The following is a 20,655-nucleotide window of genomic DNA, read 5'->3' on the forward strand; positions in this document are numbered from 1 at the left end:
GGCTGCCTGGGATACGGTACCCGTCGCGTCGGATGTAACCCGGCCCTCCCGGGTAGCCGATATCCGACCGGTATACGAGTTCCGAATCCCTCTGCGAGCAGCTCACCAGGGCTGACCGGGCCATGGTGAATCCCTGGTCGAGAACCGGGTGCTCCAGCCGATCGAACCGACCTTTTCGGGCGGGCTGCCAGGAATGATGACGGCGGACCGCACTTCACCACTCGTACGCGGGAGTGGGGGAACTGCGGGAGGGCCTTCGGAATCCGACCGTGGTGAATCACCCGGAAAACTGCCCTCCGAAACGAGCCGAATCGAGCCGGAACGCTCTCCACGGGTGATCACGTCTGTGACGTAGCCCACGGAATCGAGGGGTGAATGCCTCCGGGACGGCCAGGACGGGCGGTCGGATCAGAGCGGCATCGAAGCCGGCCCGGAGAGCAGCTCGGTTCGGCCGATCTGTTCGGGCCCCGACGGAAGGGGCCCGGGTTCTCGCTCTGCCGCCGAAGATCGCTCCTGGCCAAGGGACGAGAACCACGGGCACCCCCGGTCGATCACTTCTTGTCGAGGACCGCCTTCATGACCGCCTTGGCGATCGGTGCCGCCAGTCCGCCACCGGAGATGTCACCGCCGCGGGCGTCGCTGTCCTCGACCACGACCGCGACCGCCACCGGAGAGCCGTCACCCGTCTTCGCGTACGAGATGAACCAGGCGTACGGCGTGCCCTCGTTGTTGAAACCGTTCTCCGCCGTACCGGTCTTGCCGCCGACCGTCACCCCGTTGATCTGCGCATTGCCGCCCGTGCCCTTCTGGACGACGTTCTCCATCATCTTCTGGAGCAATTGGGCGTTCTCCTGGGAGACGGGGCGGCTGAGCTCCTGCGGCTCGGTCTTCTCGATCACATCGAGGTTGGGAGCCTCCAGCTGGTCGATCATGTACGGCTTCATCAGCTTGCCGTCGTTCGCGATCGCCGCGGTGACCATGGCCATCTGGAGGGGAGTGGCCGTGGTGTTGAACTGGCCGATGGAGGACAGGGCGTTGCCACCCCGGTCCATGTTCTTGTCATAGGTGGAGGACGAAGCGCGAACCGGTACAAAGTGCTCGGCGTTGAAGCCGAACTTCGAGGCCGTCTCCAGCATCTTGTCCCGCGACACCTCATCGCCGAGCTTGGCGAAGACGGAGTTGCAGGAGACCTCCATGGCCCGGTTCAGGGTCGCGTTCTCGCATCCGCTGGCGTGGTTCTTCATCGGCTGGGTGGAGAGCGGGATCTTCCACGGCTCGGGGGTGTCCGTGGGCTCGTCGATGTCCTTGACCACACCGTGCTCCAGCGCCGCCGCGGCCGTGACCACCTTGAACGTCGAGCCGGGCGGATACACCTCGCGCAGCGCGCGGTTCAGCGTGGGCTTGTCCTTGTCCTTCTCCAGCGCGTTCCACGCCTTCTCGTCGGCCGCGCCGTAACCGGCGAAGGCCGAGGGGTCGTACGAAGGGGTGGAGGCGAGTGCCAGGATCTTGCCGGTCTTGGGGTCGATCGCCGCGACCGCGCCCTTCTTGGAGCCGAGGCCCTTGAAGGCTGCCTGCTGGGCGGCTCCGTTGAGGGTGGTGACCACATTGCCGCCCTTCTTCTTGTCGCCGGTGAACATGGCCATCGTGCGGTCGAAGAAGAGCTGGTCGGAGTTGCCCGTGAGGATGCCGTCCTCAAGGTTCTCGATCTGGTTGGCGCCGAACGCCTGTGACGCGTACCCGGTCACCGGCGCCCACATGGGGCCGTTGACGTAGGTCCGCTTGAAGGCGAAGTCCGTGTCGTCGGTCTTCGCCGAGCCGGTGATGGGCTTGCCGTCGACGATGATGTTGCCGCGCTCGCTGGCGTACCGGTCGATCAGGACACGGCGGTTGCGGTCGTGGGTGTTCAGTTCCTCCGCTTCGACGAACTGGAGCCAGTTCGTGCGCACGAGCAGCGCGAGGATCAGCAGTCCACAGAAGATCGCGATCCGGCGCAGGGGCTTGTTCACGGTCGGACCACCTGGGTCATCTCGGCATCGGGGGACGGGGCGGGTGCGGGCGCTGGCCGGCGGGCGGTGTCGCTGATGCGGATCAGGATCGCGATCAGCGCCCAGTTGGCGATCACCGATGAACCACCTGCTGCGACGAACGGCATCGTCATACCGGTCAGCGGGATCAGGCCCATCACTCCACCGGCGACGACGAAGACCTGGATGGCGAAGGCTCCGGAGAGGCCGATCGCCAGCAGCTTGCCGAAGGGGTCACGGGCGGCGAGTGCCGTACGCACGCCGCGCTCCACGATCAGCCCGTAGATCATCAGGAATGCCATCATCCCGGCCAGCCCCAACTCCTCGCCGAAGCTGGAGAGGATGAAGTCGGAGTTGGCGGCGAACATGATCAGGTCGGAGTTGCCCTGCCCCAGGCCCGTGCCCAGGGTGCCGCCCGCGCCGAAGGACATCAGGGCCTGGCCGATCTGCTCGCTCTGTGCCCAGGTCTTGTCCGCGAAGGGGTTCAGCCAGAACTCGACGCGCTGTTGGACGTGGCGTTCGAAGGTGGCGACGCCGACCGCACCGGCCGCGGACATCAGCAGACCGAAGACGATCCAACTGGTCCGCTCGGTGGCCACGTACAGCATGATCACGAAGAGGCCGAAGAACAGCAGCGAGGTACCGAGGTCCGTCTCGAAGACGAGGATCAGGATGGACATCGCCCAGACCATCAGGATCGGACCGAGGTCTCGCCCGCGCGGCAGGTACAGGCCCATCACCCGACGGCTAGCGAGGGCCAGCGCATCGCGCTTCACCATCAGATAGCCGGAGAAGAAGATCGCGATGATGATCTTCGCGAACTCGCCGGGCTGGATGTTGATCGGACCGAGGCTGATCCAGATCTTCGCGCCGTTGCGGGCGGGGAAGAACATCGGCAGGACCAGGAGGACCAGCGCCAGGGCCATGGAGATGTACGTGTAGCGCTGGAGGATGCGGTGGTCCTTCAACAGCAGCAGGACGCCCACGAAGAGGGCGATGCCGATCGCCGAGTACAGCATCTGCTTGGGGGCGTCCGGAGTGAAGGAACCGAAGGCGCCCTCCGCGCGCTGGATCAACCGGGGCGACTGGTCGAGCCGCCAGATCATCACCAGCCCGAGCCCGTTGAGCAGCACCGCGAGCGGCAGCAGCAGGGGATCGGCGTACTTGGCGAACTTTCTCACCACCAGGTGGGCCACGGCCGCGAGCAGCCCGAGCCCCAGCCCGTAGCCGAGGACACCGGCGGGCAGCTTGCCGTCGAGGGCGAGCCCCACATTGATGTACGCGAGCACCGGGACGGCGACCGCGAAACCGAGCAGCATCAACTCGGTGTTGCGGCGACTTGGTGCGTCGATCGCGCCGATCGTGGTGGTGTTGGTCACAACGCTCATGGTGGAGAGGGCCCCCTACGGCTGAATTACTGCTTCCCGCAGTTCGAGGCCAGCTTCTGCTCGTCCTCCGACAGGGTGGGGCCCGGCGCAGGAGACGGAGAGGCCGTGGACGGCGTGCTGACGTTCGTCTGGTCGACGTTCTGCTCGGTGTTCTGCTTGGCCTGGGTGGCGGGCACTCCGGTCGTGCCGCCCGCCTCGCCCTCACCGGGCGGCGCCGCACTCACACGATCGGCCGCATCGCGACGCTGCTCCTCCTTCTTGCAGGCGGAGGCTTGCGCGGCGAGTTCACTGATCTTGGAGCGTGCCTTGCCGAGACTCTTCTGGGTGATCGTGGCCTCGACCTGCTTGCGCTGGTAGGGCGGGAGGTACTTGAGTTCGATCTCGGGGTGGTTCTTCTTCACCTTGGAGAGCGAGACCCAGGCCAGATCCTGGCTGATGCCCTGGTAGAGGGCGACATTCTCGCCCTCGGTGCCGACGTAGTACTGCGTCTGCGTCCAGCGGTAACCGCCGTACAGACCGCCGCCGACCACCGCGAGCGCGAGCCCGATGAAGAACGATCTCTTCAACCAGGAACGCCCACGGTTGGGCTTGTTGAAGTCGTCGTCGTTGTAAGCGTCGTACGAGCCACCCGGAGGCATTCCGCCGTATCCCGGGTCGTCACCACTGCCGGGCGGGCCGAATCCCCCGCTCTGCGGTGGGACGGGACGTCCAAGCCCTGCCGCGCGCCCCGCCGGGGTCTGCATCGCTCCACCGTCGTTCAGCTGGTGCTGAACCTCCGCGACCGCACCGACGACGACCGGCGTGTCACTGAGCTGACCGGCCAGGGTGTCATTGGAGTCGGTGTCGAGGACATCGGCGACGATGCAGGTGATGTTGTCCGGTCCGCCGCCCCGCAGGGCCAGCTGGATCAGGTTCTGGATGGTCTCCTGCGGGCCCTGGTAGCTGGCGAGGGTCTCTTCCATCGTCTGGTGGGAGACCACGCCTGACAGGCCGTCGGAGCAGATCAGATAGCGGTCGCCCGCACGGACCTCACGGATCGACAGATCGGGTTCGACGTGGTCACCGCTGCCGAGCGCACGCATCAGCAGCGAACGCTGCGGATGGGTGGTGGCCTCCTCCTCGGTGATCCGGCCCTCGTCGACGAGCCGCTGCACCCAGGTGTGGTCCTGGGTGATCTGCGTCAGCAGACCGTCGCGCAGCAGATAGGCGCGCGAGTCACCGACGTGGACCAGGCCGAGCCGCTGGCCCGTCCAGAGCAAGGCGGTGAGCGTGGTGCCCATGCCTTCGAGCTGGGGGTCCTCCTCGACCATCTGGCGCAGCTGGTCATTGGCCCGCTGTACGGCCATCCCCAGTGACGTCAGCAGATCGGAGCCGGGCACGTCGTCGTCGAGCGTCACCAGCGTGGAGATCACCTCCGACGAGGCGACTTCACCCGCCGCCTGACCGCCCATGCCGTCGGCGATCGCCAGCAGCCGGGGCCCGGCATAGCCGGAGTCCTCGTTGCCCTCGCGGATCATGCCCTTGTGCGATCCGGCGGCGAAGCGCAGAGACAGACTCATGCGCACCTCGCCCGTCGGCTCGGGGTACAGCCGGTCTCGCGCCACACTGCCCACCCTCCGGTCGGGAGCCGATCCAGGTCCGCTTTCGGGACCGCGGCGGCTCGCTCGCTCCGCTCGCGCGCTGTCATATGTCCTACTACTTCCGCAGCTCGATGACGGTCTTGCCGATGCGGATCGGCGCGCCCAGCGGAATCGGCGTCGGAGTGGTGAGCCGGGTCCGGTCGAGATAGGTGCCGTTGGTGGACCCGAGATCCTCGACGATCCACTGGCCGTCACGGTCCGGGTAGATCCTGGCATGCCGGCTGGACGCGTAGTCGTCGTCCAGCACGATTGTTGAGTCGTGGGCCCGACCCAGGGAGATGGTCTGGCCCTGTAGCGCCACCGTAGTACCGGTGAGGGTGCCTTCGGACACCACCAGCTTGGTCGGTGCCCCGCGGCGCTGACGTCCACTCGGTTGTTGCCGCTGCTGCGGTGGCGCGGCGGTTTGACGCGCCTGTTGCGGTCGCGCGTCGGCATTGCGGCGTGAACCGCGCTGCGTGACCCGCGTACCGAACAGATCGCTACGAATGACCTGAACGGCCACGATCACAAAAAGCCACAGAACGGCCAGAAAACCTAGCCGCATGACCGTAAGGGTCAGCTCTGACATTGCCCCCGCTTCACCCTTCGGCTTGCCGGTAAACGATGGTGGTGCTGCCCACGACGATCCGCGAGCCGTCGCGGAGCGTAGCGCGGGTGGTGTGCTGTCCGTCTACCACGATGCCGTTGGTGGACCCGAGATCCTGGATCGTCGAGGGCGTTCCGGTCCGGATCTCACAGTGGCGACGCGATACGCCGGGGTCGTCGATGCGCACATCGGCGTCGGTGCTGCGACCGAGGACCAGCGTCGAGCGGGAAATCTGATGGCGGGTGCCGTTGATCTCGATCCAGCGCCGCACCTGCCCCCCGGGCAGCGGTCCGGGGTTGCTCGCCGGGCGGCGGTCCCCGATCGGCGTGGGACCTGGACGGCCGCCCGGAGGCGGGGCGTCCGGCATGGGCGGTGCTCCGGCAGGGGCGCCGCCGACCGCGCGGGGCGGATAGCCGCCAGCGTCGGTGTCGGGCCCACCGGGAGTCTGTGAGGTGCTCGACGCGAGGGTGCGGCTGCGCACCCGGTAGAGGCCGGTGTCGAGATCGTCGGCCTTCTCCAGATGGACCTTGATGGGGCCCATGAAGGTGTACCGCTGCTGCTTGGCGTAGTCGCGGACGAGTCCGGCGAGCTCGTCGCCCAACTGGCCCGAGTAAGGACTCAGCCGCTCGAAGTCGGGTGTGCTCAGCTCGACGATGAAGTCATTGGGGACGACTGTTCGCTCGCGGTTCCAGATCGTCGCGTTGTTGTCGCACTCGCGCTGGAGGGCACCGGCGATCTCGACGGGCTGGACCTCGGACTTGAACACCTTGGCGAAGGTGCCGTTGACCATGCCTTCGAGCCGCTGCTCAAAACGCTTCAGGACTCCCATCGGGCACCTCCTCCATTGCTGCCGTCCTGATACTGCTTACTGATCGTATCCACGCGTCGGGAAATCGGCTGGTTCCCCTTGTCTGCACCGTCGATGAGTGTCACCTCTCACACGGATCGTAGAGGCGGCTCTATGACAGTGTCCCGCACCCGGGGTACGCCGAGGAGGAGCGGGTGCCCGACCTTCCGCGGCGTCGGTGTCGCTTGCCGTCTTCCATAGTCTCTCCGTTGTCCGGTACTCGATGCATCCACTGCTCTGCCGCTGATCCCGCCCGGTTCCCCTTCGTCGGTATGCCCGCTCAGAGGCTGGTCAGAGCCTGCTGGGCGGGTGTCGGTCGAAGTCGGCGCCTTTTCGGTGCCCGCTGCCGGCAGTAGTTGTCGGGCCACGGATGCACCGCTCGCCCGCACTCCGTCCGGCCCGCGGGATCACCTCTCTCACCTCTCCGGTCTCTGGGCCCAGCTCGTTCTGGGGGACGGGTTCCGTGGTCGGGGACCTGTTCGCCCCCGCGCCTTGTTTCCCGTTCGTGCCACGGTTGTGCCCCGGTTGTGGGGACCGTGACGAATCGGTCGCCCTGCCAGGTGCCCCGGGCAGCGCACTCGATGCGGCGCGCTCGGTGCCGAAGATCGCCGAGCGCTCTCCCGCTCCGGGGGACCGCCCGGGTCCGCTGCGCACATGCTTTGCTCCCGGCTCTTGGCTCCCCCGGTTTCCGGCTCCCCCGGCTCCCCCGGCTCCCGGCTCTTGGCTCCCCCGGCTCTCCCGGTCTCCGGCTTTTGGTTCGGGCTGGCGCCGACGGCGCTCTTCTCCTGAATCAGTCTTCCAACCAGGGTCCGCCGCTGCGCGCAGGCGTCGGTGCACGCCAGCTGCGGGCCCTGCGCCAGGAGCCGTTTTCGTCTTGTGCACGAGTGGCTGCGAGCGGGTGCGAGGCCCTCACTTCCTTGCGCTCTGCTCAGCGCCTGCACCGTCCCGACCGCTGGTGGTGCCCGGTGCTGGCCTACTCCGCCACCGCCTGTTCGCCCATGCCGGAGGTCAAACAATCGGATTCGAATCCACCCTGTGCACCGTGCTAATCTTCTGCATGTCGCCAGGGGACACACCAGGCCGGTGAAGATCCGAGTGGCAAACACCCAATGCGCGGGTGGCGGAATAGGCAGACGCGCTGGATTCAGGTTCCAGTGCCCGAAAGGGCGTGGGGGTTCAACTCCCCCCTCGCGCACCATGAGATTCGATGAAACGGGTCTCCACAGTGACGAAAGTCGCGGTGGAGGCCCGTTTCTCGTATGCCGCCATTGTACGGGGGCAACCTGGCGGGATGAACAGCTGACAACAGCGCCACGTCATGCGGCGAGGCGGCTGAAGCGCGGTGGGGGCACGTGATCCAAGACCGCTCCACCGACCGCACACATCCACGTCGATGATCAGGGCTCGGCAGCGCGACGTTCGTCTATGGGGGAGGGGACGAAAGTCGGCCGAGGGCGATCCGGGCCCTTGTCTATGGTGCGGAGGTGATTGTCTTTGGAAAGGTTCTGGCCACCCTGAGGGCTGGTTGGATCTGGCTCATCGGGCCCGATCTACACGCTCCGCCCACAGGCGCACCGTCGGTGACCCGGCGACGCACCGCCGGCGAAGTGGTGCTCGCGGTGGTGCTCTCGCTCGTGGCCGCCGGGATCGAGGACCTGGTCCAGACCGACGGGCTGCTGCTCGCGCTCACCGCGGTCGGGGCAGCTGCGCTCAGCCTGCTGCGCCGCCGGCTGCCCACCCTCGTGCTGATCATCACGGCTGCCGTGGGCGGCCTGGCGGCCGGCTTCGCGCTGCTCCTGACAGTGGTCGCCTGGTCGGCCGGGCGCCGGATCGTGGGCGCGGGACGGGCACTGGTGGCCTTCACGATCGCCTACGTCCTGTTCGTCGGCTCCTCACTCCTGGGCGCCTGGTCGGAGAAGATGCCGCTGACCCTGGCGCTGCTGACTACGCTCTACTTCCTGGCCACCGCGGTCGTACCGGCCCTCGCCAGCCGCTACTGGAGCCAGCGGCGGACTCTGCTGCACGCCCTACAGGAACGCAATGCGCAACTGCTCTGGGAGCGCCAGATGGTGGCGGGGCAGGCCCGGCTTCTGGAACGCCAGCGGATCGCCCAGGACATGCACGACAGCCTGGGGCACCAACTGGCGTTGATCTCGGTGCATGCGGGCGCGCTGGAGGTGGACCCGGAGCTCACCGAGCGACAGCGTGAGGGGGTCGGAGTGCTGCGGACGGCCTCGGTGGCCGCCATGCACGAACTGCGGGAGGTCGTCGGAATCCTGCAGGACGGGGTGCACGCTCCCACCGAACCCGTGGATGAATCAGGGCGGGCCGTACGGGGCACGGCGGGGATCGAAAGCCTGGTGGAAGCGGCCCGGGCAGCGGGCAACACGGTGAAGCTGCGGACCAAGGGGGAGCTTCGCCCGCTCGCCGCCGCGGCAGATCACGCGGCGTATCGGATCGTTCAGGAAGCGCTCACGAACGCCTACAAGCACGCCCCCGGTGCGCCGATCGCCGTGGAACTGCGATACGAGCCAGATTCTTTGGTCGTGGAGATTGTCAGCGCCGCCGCACCGCAGGAGCCCGACGAGGTGGTCAGCGGTGGGCAGGGGCTGACCGGTCTGCGCGAGCGGGCCCGGCTGGTCGGGGGGATGGTGCACGCCGGCGCCCTCGACGACGGAGGGTTCCGGGTGGCAGGTGTCCTGCCGTACGGAGTGGTGGAGGCGACACCGTTGGTCGCGGTGGAGGACGACTTCCACCAGCAGGCGCCGAAGGCCGTAGGCGTGGACGGTGTTCCGGTCCAGGACTGGAGCGCCGGGGGAATGGCGCCGATGATGAGCAAACTGGACGGCAGAGTGGGTAGGGGGCGCGCCGGGGGGATCGGGCTGGGCTGCGGGATATCCCTGGCAGCCCTTCTGGTCCTGGTGGTCGTGGCCGTGGTGGGGGTCTTCTTCCTGTTGAGCACGGTGACCGAGGGAATGATCGACCCCGAGCAGTACGAGCAGGTCCGGGTCGGGGACGACGAGGACTCGGTACGGAAGCAGCTGCCGAGTGGCGACACCATCGCGACCTTGGGGCTGGACGGCAAGGGACCCAAGCCTCCGGAAGGCTCCGACTGTCTGGTGCTGATGTCGTCCGAGGTGGGCAACAACATCGATTCCGAGCCCGTGTTCCGCTTCTGCTTCAAGGACGGCAAGCTCGTGGAGAAGAAGGGGTACGAGGTCGGACGCTAGTGGGGCACCCGCTCGGGTCGTGGCGTGGGAAGTGGCGGATCACCCTCCTCGATCGCTGACGATGTCGATCTGAGGGGTGGCCCACGGGGCGGGCCCGGTGGGACCGGGGCATACCGTGGGGCCCGGTTGGTCCTGCCGCGATCCTGGGAGCAGCCGGCAGGGGTGCCCTTGGCCGATGCCCTGGGGATCCGTGGAGAAGGTCGGCGCTGCTGCGTTCCGGCGGAGAGTACGGGGTTGGATATGACGGGGGCGCCGATCCGGGTGGTCATCGCTGACGATGAGCCGCTCATCCGGGCCGGAATTCGAATGATCCTCACCTCCGACCGCGAGATCGAAGTCGTTGCCGAGGCGTCGAACGGGCGGGAGGCGGTGGACCTCGCCCGACTGCACAGCGCCGATGTGGTGCTGCTCGACATCCAGATGCCGGTCATGGACGGGCTCACGGCGATGGGCGAGTTGCGGCGAGCGGTTCCCGATACCCGGGTCATCATCCTGACGACCTTCGGCGAGCGGGACAACGTACTGCGGGCCCTGGAGTCAGGCGGCGCGGGCTTCCTCCTGAAGGACACCGCGCCTGCCGAACTGATCGGAGCCGTCCGGGCGGCCGTAGCGGGAGATGCGTATCTCTCTCCTGGCGCAACCCGGCATGTGGTGGACCAACTCGCCACCGGTCGGGCCGCGGCTCGCGGTGAACAGGCTCGGTTGAGGGTGGCCGGGCTCAGCGTTCGGGAGCGGGATGTCCTCGCGTTGCTGGGAGAAGGACTCTCCAATGCGGATGCGGGAAGGCGCCTCCATATGAGTGAGGCCACGGTGAAGACCTATGTGAGTCGGATTCTGGCGAAGCTGGACTGTGACAACCGGGTGCAGGCCGCTTTGCTGGCGCGCGACGCCGGACTGGGTGACTGATCGCTGATCGGTTCCGTCGGCACGCATCGCCCGGGGCGGGGTTCTGGCGGGGCCAGCTGAGCTGCATGGTCTTCGATCGACCGTCAGGAGCCGGTCGGTGTCACCGTGGGTCGGCTGTGGACGGACGGCTGGTGGAGAACCTCATCCGGGGTTTGACTGGGTTCGGGACGCGTTGGGTTCTCTGGGGCGGATGCTGGCTGTTTCACGTGAAACGTTTGTTGGCCGCTCCAAGGCAGTGGGATCGGCACTCGGGATGTGAGGCGTAGAGCGACGCTGACGGATCGAGGGTGGAGAACATGGACTTCTGGCCGGCTGATCACCGTGGTGAAGGGGACCTGTCAATGGTTATCCACAGGGGGAGACGGTCCCCGGGCGCCGGGGGTACGGTCAGCTCGATTGATGTTGGCAGTGTGACGACATAGGGGGGATCGCACGATATGGGCGACGGCAAGGGCGTTCCTGGGAAGCGGACAGGCTCCACCGAGGGTGCGAGGGTCGCGGAAGGCGATGCTCAGGGTGTTGCCGTGGTGGGAGATGGGCGCATTCCGCTGGTCCCGGGCTTTTCGTGGCGCACCGGTAGCGAGCCGTCCACCGACGGGGCCGGAGTGGAGGCTCGGCCATCGCCCAAGCAGGAGGGCAAGGGGCTGCGGAGTCGTGTGCCTCGGGCGTCACATGATTCCCTGGTGCTCGCCGTGGGGCGTCCTGATGCGGTGAAGGCCGTGGAGGAGTCCAGCCAGGGGCGGGTCCCCGAGCTGACACCGATACGAGTGGGGAGGATGGCTGCCTCCCCCTTCGCCTTTCTCCGTGGGGCCGCCGGTCTGATGGCCCATGACCTCGTGGGCACGCCCATGACCGGTATATCCGCCCAGCTCTGTGGCGACGCCCATGCTGCGAACTTCGGTCTGTACGGGGATGTTCGCGGGCGCCTGGTCATGGATCTGAACGACTTCGACGAGACCGTCGTCGGCCCTTGGGAATGGGATGTGAAGAGGCTCGCTGCCTCTCTCGTTCTTGCCGGACGGGTCGCGGGGGCCAATGAGGGCGTCTGCCGTGATGCCGCCTTCGATGCCATGGGTGCCTATCGACGGACCATGCGGCTGCTGGCGAAGCTTCCCGCGATGGAAGCCTGGAACGCGATTGCCGATGAGGAACTGGTCTCCCACACCGATGCGCGTGATCTGCTCGGTACGTTGGAGCGAGTCTCGGAGAAGGCGCGCAACAACACGAGCGCACGGTTCGCAGCCAAGGCGACGGAAGTGGTCACCGACCGCGCGGGTGAGGCCAGAAGGTTCGTCGATGCGATACCGGTCCTGCGAAGGGTTTCGGACGCGGAGGCGGCGGCTGTGGCGTCCTCTCTGGAGCAGTATCTGACCACGGTCGCGGAGGATCGGCTTCCCCTCCTCGCCCGCTATGAGATCCACGATGTCGCGTTCCGGGTGGTCGGCACGGGCAGTGTTGGTACGCGGTCCTATGTGGTCCTGCTCCTGGACCACCTCGGTGATCCGTTGGTGTTGCAGGTGAAGGAAGCGCGGCCTTCGGCATTGCTCCCCCACCTCGCCGCCTCCGGGTTCCAGACGCCTGAAGTGGACCATGAAGGTCGCAGGGTGGTGTGTGGGCAGAAGCGCATGCAGGTGGTCAGCGACATCCTGCTCGGTTGGACGACGGTCGACGGGCGGCCCTTCCAGGTGCGGCAGTTCAGAAACCGCAAGGGCAGTGTGGATCCCGCCGCGCTCACCCCCGCTCAGCTCGATGACTACGGACGGATGACGGGTGCCCTGCTGGCCCGCGCGCATGCCCACAGCGCGGACCCACGGCTGATCGCCAGCTACTGCGGGAAGAGCGAGGAACTGGACGAGGCGCTGGCTCGGTTCGCGGTGGTCTACGCGGACCGTACGGAAGAGGATCACGCGGACCTGCTGACGGCGATCAAGGGCGGACGAATAGCCGCCGAGTTGGGTGTGTGAGTAAGCCGGCACCTGGCCGGGCGACTCCAGGGATCGGCGCGGTGGGGAAGCCGGCACATGGGAGCGTCCTGAGGAGTCGGCGCTGAGGGTGTGGTCGGGGCAAGCCCGTGGGGCTATGGGCTTGCCCGCGACGTTCGCTGTGTTGAGGCTGGGGCCCATGGTTGAGCGCCTCGGGGTGGAGGCAGCAGCAGGGGCAGGGCGAGAACCCGGCTCCCGACAGGTGGCCGGCCACCAGTGCACTGGGTGGTCTGCGGCGGCGAGGAGCGGTTCCGAGGAATTCTCGTCCCCCCTCGGCAAGGGGATCGGGGTGTTCCGAGCGTCTTTCGACGGAGGGTGAGAAGGGCAGCGCTGCAAGATCGGAAAGGGAGGCCCTAGTCTGGGCGGGTGACCCAGGGTGCCTCCGGGGGGCAGACGTCCCGGAATGACGAAGTGCAGGACACGCGACCACGGCCGGAAGACCGGCTGGAGAAGGCGGTGCGCGCTGCCGAACAGGCGCTGATCGAATTTGAGATCGCGTTGGAGACGTTCCGGGTGGAGATCGAGAACTTCTCTCGACTGCATCATCAGAAGCTGGGCCCCATGTACACCAGGCTGGACGAGCTGGATGCCTTGATCGCCGAGGCTCAGGCTGCCCGCACGGGTGACCCGGATGATCAACGCAAGGCTCAGGAAGCCCGAGCCAGGGTGATGCCGATGCCTGGTGTGGACGAGCTCTTCCACGGGTGGATGGACTCCGAGGGCATTCCCCCCGAGGCTGCGGCGATGCTCAACGACCAGCCTGTGCGGTCGCCCAAGCGGGTACGGCCCAGCGAGGAGGCCCGCAAGCTCTACCGCGAGCTGGCACGCAGGGCGCACCCTGATCTTGCGCAGGACGAGCCCGAGCGCGGGCGCCGGGAGGAATTCATCACCCGGGTGAACGCCGCCTATGCGCTGGGCGATGCCGAGGCGCTGCGGACGCTTTCCGAGGAGTGGGACGCAGGTCCTGCCCCCGTCGAGGAGCGGCAGAGCGAGGCCGAGGAACTGTACGCCCGGCTGGAATGGCTGTCGCAGCGCAAGGAATTGCTCACCGCTGTCGCCAAGGAGTTGGAGGAGAGCGCGATCGGCGGAATGCTGCGTCTGGCTCCCGATGACCCGGACCGACTGCTGGAAGAGATCGCTGAGCAACTCCTCGCACAGGTCGCTGAACGGGAGAAGGAACTGTCGCGGCTGGTGGAGTAGTTTTCCCAGAGGTGGCCGGTCCGTTCGGCACCTTGCGTGGTGTTCTCATTTCGCTGCGTTTCGACGAGAGAAGGCTTGACCATGAATTTCGCTCCGCTGCCCTCGGTGGATGTCGCGGCGGTGCCGTCCGACGGGCTGGTGCTGGATGTCCGGGAAGCCGAGGAGTGGGCTGCCGGACATGTCGACGGAGCCCTGCATGTGCCGATGAGCGACTTCGTGGCGCGTTTCGGTGAGGTGACCGAGGCCGTTGCGGACGGGCGCCGGGCCTTTGTGATGTGTCGGGTGGGAGGCCGTTCCGCACAGGTCACCCAGTACCTAGTGCAGCAGGGGATCGATGCGGTGAACATCGAGGGCGGCATGCTCGCCTGGGACGGCGCGGGCCGCCCGATGGTCACGGACAACGGGACCGAGGCCCACGTCTTGTGAGCTGCGGAACGACGGTGGCGGTGGTTCCGGAGGTGCGCCCCAAGAGGTCCGAGCACATGGGCCGTGTGCCGCAGGCACTGGCTTGGACGACGGGGTCAGCAGATCAAGCCTGAGGCGTTTCAGTACTACGAGGGGTCCCCCGGACGTCAGCGATCGAAGTCCAACACCACCTCTGGTGTTGCCGGGTGGGATTGGCACGCCAGCACATAGCCCGCCTCGGTCTCCTCCGGCTCCAGGGCGAAGTTGCGGTCCATCTGGACCTCGCCCGAGACGAGGAATGCCCTGCACGTGCCGCAGACTCCGCCCTTGCAGGCATAGGGCGCATCGGAGCGGCTGCGCAGGACGGTCTCCAGCAGCGAGTCCCCTTCGCGCACGGGCCAGGTGCCCGACCGACCGTCGAGGGTCGCCGTGAGGGAGGCATGAGTGGGCGTCGCTACCGGTGTACGAGCGGGCGAAGAACCATCGTCCACATGGAAGATCTCCTGGTGGATACGGGCTCGCTCGACTCCGAGTCCGCGTAGCGCTCGCTCGGCGCCCATGACCAGCCCGAAGGGTCCGCAGAGGAACCAACCCTCCACGTCGGCCACCGGAAGCAGGGCGGGCAGTAGCGCGGCGAGTCGTGCCTCATCAAGGCGCCCCGATGGCAAGCCCGACTGCTGCTCCTCCCGGGAGAGCGTGGTGACCAGCTGAAAGCGCTGGGGAAAACGGTCCTTGAGGTCTGCGACCTCGTCGAGGAACATCGTCGACCCCACCGTGCGGTCGCTGCGGATCAGACAGAACCTGGCTTCGGGTTCGCGATCCAACAGCGTTGCCGCCATCGACAGCACCGGCGTGATTCCACTGCCACCGACCACCGCCGCGAAGTGACCACGACGCGGGGTGAGACGGAAGCGACCCATCGGGGGCATCACCTCGACGGTGTCCCCGACCGCCAGTTCCTTCAGTGCGTACGTGGAGAACTCCCCGCCTTCCACCATGCGGATACCCACCCGCAGGCACGGTGCGGCAGTTGCTGTCGATGCTGGGGAACAGATCGAGTAGGTGCGGCGTATCTCTTCGCCGTCGACCACACGACGTAGTGCCACATGCTGCCCGGGGGTGTGGCGAAAGGTCTCGGACAGCTCCGGGGGCACTGCGAAGGTCACGGCCGCCGAGTCATCCGTGAGTTGCTCGACCGCACTGACACGGAGCGCATGGAACATCTCACAACTCCTTGAAGTGGTCGAAGGGTTCACGGCAGGAGACACAGCGCCGCAGAGCCTTGCAGGCGGTGGAGGAGAACCTGCTGAGCAGTTCGGTGTCGGCCGATCCACAGTGGGGACAGCGCACGGAGAGAACGAGCGGAACGGGCTCGTCCAAGGCGTGGGGCCGCGGTGGCGCTATCCCGAACTTGGCGAGCTTTCGTCGTCCTTCGGCACTGATGTCGTCGGTGGACCAAGCGGGGGAGAGGACCCGAACCACGGAGACCTCCGCCATCCCGTGCTCATGGAGGACCCGCTCGATGTCCGCCGTCATCGCCTCGATCGCCGGGCAGCCCGTGTAGGTGGGCGTCAGCTCCACCATGACCTTGCCGGGGCCGGTGAGCTGTACTGTGCGCACCACTCCCAGCTCGCCCAGTGTCACCACCGGAAGCTCGGGATCCGGTACCGAGCCCGCCAGACTGCGGAGCTCTGCCTCCAGCCGGGTGTCGGTCACCATGACGCCCCCGGGTGACTTCGGTGGAGATGCTGCATCTCCGCGATCATCCGTCCGAACGGCTCGGTGTGCAGACCCTGACGGCCTGCCCCTGCCGCCCAGCCCCCCGACCGCGGGCCCGACGGCACGGTGAGGGTCGCCCGCTCCAGGGTGGCCGACACCGACCCCAGCCAAGCCGTCTCCAGGGCGTCCCAGTCGACGGCCAGCCCCTCAAGGGGCTCGAACATCTCACCGGTGAAGCGCCACAGCGCCGTGCACGCCTGCTGCATCCGCTCATGGCTGTGTGCCGTGCCGTCTCCGAGGCGCAGGGTCCACTGCTCGGCGTGGTCCTGGTGGTACGCCACCTCCTTGACGGCTTTCGCGGCGAGGCCGCCCAACTCTCCCTCCACGGAGACGAGCTGCCGGTACAACTGGTGCTGCCAGACGGAGAAGTAGAGCTGACGGGCGATGGTGTCGGCGAAGTCGCCGTTCGGCTGCTCGACGAGTTGAAGATTGCGGAAGTCGCGCTCCTCACGCAGATAGGCCAACTCGTCCTCGTCCCCCACGAGAGAGAGCAACACCCTGGCCTGGCCCAGGAGGTCGAGTGCGATGTTGGCCAGTGCCACGTCCTCTTCGAGAACCGGAGCGTGACCCGCCCACTCCCCCAGCCGCTGGGAGAGCACCAGCGCGTCGTCGCCGAGGGCGAGTGCCGCGGCGTTCACCGTGGTGGTCACAGGTGCTTCACCCCGTCCGGGATCTCGTAGAAGGTCGGGTGTCGGTACGCCTTGTCGGCGGCGGGCTCGAAGAACGGGTCCTTCTCGTCCGGGGACGAGGCCGTGATCGAGGCGGAGGGAACCACCCAGAGGGAGACGCCCTCGCCACGCCGGGTGTAAAGGTCACGGGCATTGCGCAGGGCCATCTCCGCATCGGGAGCGTGGAGACTGCCGGCGTGGGTGTGGGACAGTCCGCGGCGGGGGCGGACGAAGACTTCCCACATCGGCCACTCGGTCGAGCCGCTCATGGGGTCGCCTCCTGTACGGGCCGGTCTGCCTGGCCCTGTTGTGGTTGAGGCATCTGCGGCGGTTGGGGCCTGCGCACGGAGTCCCTACCGCGGGGCGAGTGCTTGTCCGCGTAGGCCGCAGCGGCCTCACGGACCCATGCGCCCTGCTCATGCGCCGTGCGCCGCTGTGCGAGGCGCTGTTCGTTGCACGGTCCGTTTCCCCGGAGGACGGCCTGGAACTCCGCCCAGTCGATCGGGCCGAAGTCATGGTGTCCCCGCTGCTCGTTCCACCGCAGATCGGGGTCGGGCAGTCGGAGCCCGAGCGCCTCTGCCTGGGGGGCGGCTATGTCCACGAAGCGCTGGCGCAACTCGTCATTGGAGTGGCGCTTGATCTTCCACGCCATGGATTGTGCCGAGTGGGCGGACTCGTCGTCCGGCGGGCCGAACATCATGAGGGAGGGCCACCACCAGCGGTTCACCGCGTCCTGCGCCATCTCGTGCTGTGCCGGAGTCCCTCGGGAGAGCGTGAGAAGCAACTCGTAGCCCTGGCGCTGGTGGAAGGACTCCTCCTTGCAGATGCGGACCATCGCACGGGCGTAAGGGCCGTACGAACAGCGGCACAGCGGCACCTGGTTGGTGATGGCCGCGCCGTCCACCAACCAGCCGATCGCTCCGACATCGGCCCAGGTCAGCGTGGGGTAGTTGAAGATGGACGAGTATCGCTGACGGCCGGCGTGGAGCTTGTCCAGCAGTTCGTCGCGGCTGACCCCCAGCGTTTCCGCGGCGCTGTAGAGGTACAGCCCGTGTCCTGCCTCGTCCTGGACCTTCGCTATCAGGATCGCCTTACGGCGGAGGGAGGGCGCCCGCGTGATCCAGTTCGCCTCGGGTTGCATGCCGATGATCTCGGAGTGCGCGTGCTGCGCCATCTGACGGATCAAGGTCGCCCGATAGGCGTCCGGCATCCAGTCGCGTGGCTCGATGCGCTCGTCGGCAGCGACGGCTTGGTCGAAAACCGCCTCATAGCCGTCTGCCGCATCCATCGTCACTGCGGTCATCCGAACCCCCTACCGACCGATCGTTCGGTTCATTGACTTCAATGGTGAGTCGCTGCCCCTTAGGGTGTCAACCCTGTGGATGACCGAGGGTGGGGCGACGCGGGATCGGGGCGGGATGCACTCGTACGACAGCGGTGGCACCAAGGGCGCCGACGGCCAACGGCCCCGAGATTCGGCCGATCGGGTGGACGGGCCCCCTTCGAGCCCTGCTGAGCAGCACAAACGCCCGCTGAATGGACGCCTGGACTCCCATGGGAGCCCTGTGGAGCCCCAGCCCCCTGTGAACACCGAGTCGGAGCCGGGGAGCCCCGCCGCCCCGGAAGAGAGCGCCGCGGATGGTGTGGATCCCCCGGACAGCGCCGGACCGGGCGGTGTCTCTGCCGATCCGCTCCCTGCCGATCCGTCCGCTGGCGAGTCCGGGGCCCAGATACCGGCGGCGGATCTCCACCTGGCCGACAGCTCCACGGCCCACCTCGACACCGTACGGGCCCCCTCGGGCGGGGCTGCTGTGCCCGAGTCCCTCAGCGGCGGCGCCACCACTCCGCAGCGCTCAGCCCCTATCGATGATGGCTCCTGGCGGGAGGCGCCCGGCGCTCCTCGCCCCCTGCCGCCCTCTGTCGGGGCATGGAGTGCAATCCCATCCCAGCAGGCGCAGGCACCCGTCCCGTCACTGGAGGCGACCCGTCCGCCTCCACCAGGCTCCGCAGTACCTGAGAGCCCCATACCTCCCCCCGGCACAACCGGTGCCGTTGAGCCGCCGATGGACGGCACCAGTGGCCTGGCGGCCCTCTCCCGCCCCTACCAGGCCGTCCTCGGTGCTGCTCTCGCGCTGATCGCCCTGCTCGCCTCCACGCACGTGGCCATGGTTTTTCTGCATGTCGCACCCTCGAACACGGTGACCAAGGAGTACGGCAAGGCCGTCGACGCCTGGATCTACCCCGAATTCGAGCAGAACTGGAAACTCTTCGCTCCCAACCCGCTCCAACAGAACGTCTCCGTACAGGTGAAGGCGGAAGTACGAAGGGCGGACGGCGGACGGATCGTCACCGAGTGGATCGATCTCACCGCCGAGGACAGCGCGTCGATACGCGGAAATCTGCTGCCCAGCCATGTCCAGCAGAACAAGCTGCGGCGGGCCTGGGACCTCTACTCCAACTCCCACGATGACCAGAACCGTCCCAACGGGCTTCGTGGTCGGCTCTCCGAGAGCTATCTGAAACGCATCGCCCTGGTGCGCCTCGAAGCACACGACCTCCGCGGAGTGGTCGAGCGCGTCCGCTTCCGTGCGACGACCGTCCTGGTCGAAGCGCCGAAATGGAGCGACGAGCAGACCGACACCCGGCCGTCCCATCGAGAACTGCCGTGGTGGACGATCTCCGCCGATGACCGTCCGGGCGATGACGGCGAGAAGAGCGTCGAACGTACGGAGGCGGTCCGATGACCTACCCTTCCCGCAGCCGGATCGCCGACGCCGTGCAGACGGTGACCTCTAAGGCGATAGGGCCCTACCAGACGGCCATCGTCCGGATCGGGTTCGCCGCCACCTGGTTGCTGTTCCTCCTGCGCGAGTTTCCCAACCGCCAGGCGATGTACGGCCCGGACGCGCCCTGGAGTTGGGAGATGGGGCGCCAGCTCATTTCCGGCAACGACGCCTTCACCACCCTCATGTGGTCGGACGGCGGACTGTGGTTCGAGACCGTCTATGTGATGTCGGTGCTCTCCAGCGCCCTGCTCATGGTCGGTTGGCGCACCCGCACCATGTCCGCGGTGTTCATGGTGGGCGTGCTGTCCCTGCAGAACCGCTCGATCTTCATCGGCGACGGCGGCGACAACGTCATCCATCTCGTGGCCATCTACCTCGTCTTCACCCGCTGTGGGCAGGTCTGGTCCTTGGACGCCCGGCGCGCTGCCCGCACGGCTGAGGCACCGCCCGGCAAGCACTCCTCCGACGACGTCGGCCCCGCCCTGTGGATGATCCTCGGCACCTTCCTCCTCATCGGGACCTTCCTCAACCAGACCGGCTGGCACGTCCTTCTGCTCCTGTGGGCCCTGTGGGCGGTACAGGGCGTGTGGTGGCTGCTCGGGCGGTACGCCCCGAACGGTCAGCCGCGCCTCCTGCTGGACGCCATCGCCAACCTCTGCCACAACGCCGCGCTGCTCGTCGTCATGGCGGAGGTGTGCCTGATCTACGCCACCGCCGGTTGGTACAAGGTCCAGGGGTCCCGCTGGCAGGACGGCACCGCGCTGTACTACCCGCTCCAACTCGACTACTTCACGCCTTGGCCCGCCCTCTCCGATCTGCTGGCATCCGGGGGCGTGATGGTGCTGGTGCTCACCTACGGCACCGTCATCGTGCAGGTCGCCTTTCCCTTCACCCTCTTCAACCGGCGGGTGAAGAACGTGCTCCTCGCGGTGATGATGCTGGAACACGCCGCCATCGCCGTGCTGCTCGGGCTGCCCTTCTTCTCGCTCGCGATGATCGCCGCTGATGCGGTGTTCCTTCCCACCGCCTTCCTGGTGTGGCTCGGGGCCAGGGCGGCCCGAGGTCGGTCCCGAGTGAGCTCCCGCTTCGGGAAGGGCCGGGTGCCCGACCACAGGGAGGGGCAGGAGCATCCCAGCCCGCAGGGGGCGCCCCCCGCGGGGCACGAGGTCATGGCCAAGGCGGCGCCTGAGCGATCGCCCCAACCCCCGTAACCT

At 67.3% G+C, this 20,655-nt stretch carries 17 protein-coding genes and 1 tRNA gene; 8 read left to right on the forward strand and 10 right to left on the reverse strand.

Annotation, left to right across the window (positions count from 1 at the left end; translation table 11 throughout):
• Positions 1-551 precede the first annotated feature (551 nt).
• The 5 genes from OID54_RS19355 to OID54_RS19375 all read right to left on the reverse strand — a co-directional run bounded on the left by OID54_RS19355 (position 552) and on the right by OID54_RS19375 (position 6,467).
• A complete protein-coding gene (locus OID54_RS19355) occupies positions 552-2,006 on the reverse strand; it encodes a peptidoglycan D,D-transpeptidase FtsI family protein (protein ID WP_329021281.1) in 1,455 nt (484 codons plus the stop codon).
• Positions 2,003-3,412 carry an FtsW/RodA/SpoVE family cell cycle protein gene (locus tag OID54_RS19360; RefSeq protein WP_329021282.1) on the reverse strand — a complete coding sequence of 470 codons (1,410 nt, stop codon included), beginning with the start codon at positions 3,410-3,412 and terminating at the stop codon, positions 2,003-2,005. Before OID54_RS19360 ends, OID54_RS19355 begins: the two co-directional genes overlap by 4 nt.
• A gap of 26 nt (positions 3,413-3,438) precedes the next feature.
• Positions 3,439-4,971: a PP2C family protein-serine/threonine phosphatase gene (locus OID54_RS19365; RefSeq protein ID WP_329021283.1), complete on the reverse strand. Its 1,533-nt coding sequence runs from the start codon at positions 4,969-4,971 to the stop codon at positions 3,439-3,441.
• 136 nt (positions 4,972-5,107) lie between these two features.
• Entirely contained in the window at positions 5,108-5,620 is a 513-nt protein-coding gene (locus OID54_RS19370; protein WP_329021284.1) for an FHA domain-containing protein FhaB/FipA, read from the reverse strand.
• Between the two features lie 10 nt (positions 5,621-5,630).
• On the reverse strand, positions 5,631-6,467 hold the full coding sequence (locus OID54_RS19375) for a DUF3662 and FHA domain-containing protein (RefSeq protein ID WP_329021285.1): 837 nt from the start codon (positions 6,465-6,467) through the stop codon (positions 5,631-5,633).
• Positions 6,468-7,596: 1,129 nt separating this feature from the next.
• Here OID54_RS19375 and OID54_RS19380 point away from each other — a divergent pair.
• The 6 genes from OID54_RS19380 to OID54_RS19405 all read left to right on the forward strand — a co-directional run bounded on the left by OID54_RS19380 (position 7,597) and on the right by OID54_RS19405 (position 14,229).
• Positions 7,597-7,683, forward strand: a tRNA-Leu gene (locus OID54_RS19380).
• Between the two features lie 286 nt (positions 7,684-7,969).
• The gene (locus OID54_RS19385) at positions 7,970-9,715 is read left to right on the forward strand and encodes a sensor histidine kinase (protein ID WP_329021286.1); all 1,746 of its coding nucleotides are present in this window, start codon (positions 7,970-7,972) and stop codon (positions 9,713-9,715) included.
• A 240-nt stretch (positions 9,716-9,955) separates the two neighbouring features.
• Positions 9,956-10,621 carry a response regulator transcription factor gene (locus OID54_RS19390; protein ID WP_329021288.1) on the forward strand — a complete coding sequence of 222 codons (666 nt, stop codon included), beginning with the start codon at positions 9,956-9,958 and terminating at the stop codon, positions 10,619-10,621.
• 437 nt (positions 10,622-11,058) lie between these two features.
• The gene (locus OID54_RS19395) at positions 11,059-12,585 is read left to right on the forward strand and encodes a DUF2252 domain-containing protein (protein ID WP_329021289.1); all 1,527 of its coding nucleotides are present in this window, start codon (positions 11,059-11,061) and stop codon (positions 12,583-12,585) included.
• Between the two features lie 384 nt (positions 12,586-12,969).
• On the forward strand, positions 12,970-13,803 hold the full coding sequence (locus OID54_RS19400; RefSeq protein WP_443055630.1) for a J domain-containing protein: 834 nt from the start codon (positions 12,970-12,972) through the stop codon (positions 13,801-13,803).
• Positions 13,804-13,884: 81 nt separating this feature from the next.
• Entirely contained in the window at positions 13,885-14,229 is a 345-nt protein-coding gene (locus OID54_RS19405; protein ID WP_329021291.1) for a rhodanese-like domain-containing protein, read from the forward strand.
• A gap of 146 nt (positions 14,230-14,375) precedes the next feature.
• Here the strand turns inward: OID54_RS19405 and OID54_RS19410 are convergent, their stop codons facing one another.
• The 5 genes from OID54_RS19410 to paaA are packed head-to-tail and all read right to left on the reverse strand — an operon-like array spanning position 14,376 to position 17,958.
• A complete protein-coding gene (locus tag OID54_RS19410; RefSeq protein ID WP_329021292.1) occupies positions 14,376-15,431 on the reverse strand; it encodes a 2Fe-2S iron-sulfur cluster-binding protein in 1,056 nt (351 codons plus the stop codon).
• A gap of 1 nt (position 15,432) precedes the next feature.
• On the reverse strand, positions 15,433-15,927 hold the full coding sequence (paaD, locus tag OID54_RS19415; protein ID WP_329021293.1) for a 1,2-phenylacetyl-CoA epoxidase subunit PaaD: 495 nt from the start codon (positions 15,925-15,927) through the stop codon (positions 15,433-15,435).
• A complete protein-coding gene (gene paaC, locus OID54_RS19420; RefSeq protein WP_329021294.1) occupies positions 15,921-16,637 on the reverse strand; it encodes a 1,2-phenylacetyl-CoA epoxidase subunit PaaC in 717 nt (238 codons plus the stop codon). Before paaC ends, paaD begins: the two co-directional genes overlap by 7 nt.
• On the reverse strand, positions 16,634-16,924 hold the full coding sequence (gene paaB / locus OID54_RS19425; protein ID WP_329021296.1) for a 1,2-phenylacetyl-CoA epoxidase subunit PaaB: 291 nt from the start codon (positions 16,922-16,924) through the stop codon (positions 16,634-16,636). The genes paaC and paaB overlap by 4 nt, the downstream gene beginning before the upstream one ends.
• On the reverse strand, positions 16,921-17,958 hold the full coding sequence (paaA, locus tag OID54_RS19430; RefSeq protein ID WP_329021297.1) for a 1,2-phenylacetyl-CoA epoxidase subunit PaaA: 1,038 nt from the start codon (positions 17,956-17,958) through the stop codon (positions 16,921-16,923). The genes paaB and paaA overlap by 4 nt, the downstream gene beginning before the upstream one ends.
• A 760-nt stretch (positions 17,959-18,718) precedes the next feature.
• Between paaA and OID54_RS19435 the strand changes: the two genes are divergently transcribed.
• Complete coding sequence (locus OID54_RS19435) at positions 18,719-19,399, forward strand: DUF5819 family protein (RefSeq protein ID WP_329021298.1); 681 nt, start codon at positions 18,719-18,721, stop codon at positions 19,397-19,399.
• Positions 19,396-20,652 carry an HTTM domain-containing protein gene (locus OID54_RS19440; protein ID WP_329021300.1) on the forward strand — a complete coding sequence of 419 codons (1,257 nt, stop codon included), beginning with the start codon at positions 19,396-19,398 and terminating at the stop codon, positions 20,650-20,652. Before OID54_RS19435 ends, OID54_RS19440 begins: the two co-directional genes overlap by 4 nt.
• Positions 20,653-20,655: the final 3 nt, after the last annotated feature.

This window comes from Streptomyces sp. NBC_00690 (assembly GCF_036226685.1).
Taxonomy (GTDB): Bacteria; Actinomycetota; Actinomycetes; order Streptomycetales; family Streptomycetaceae; genus Streptomyces.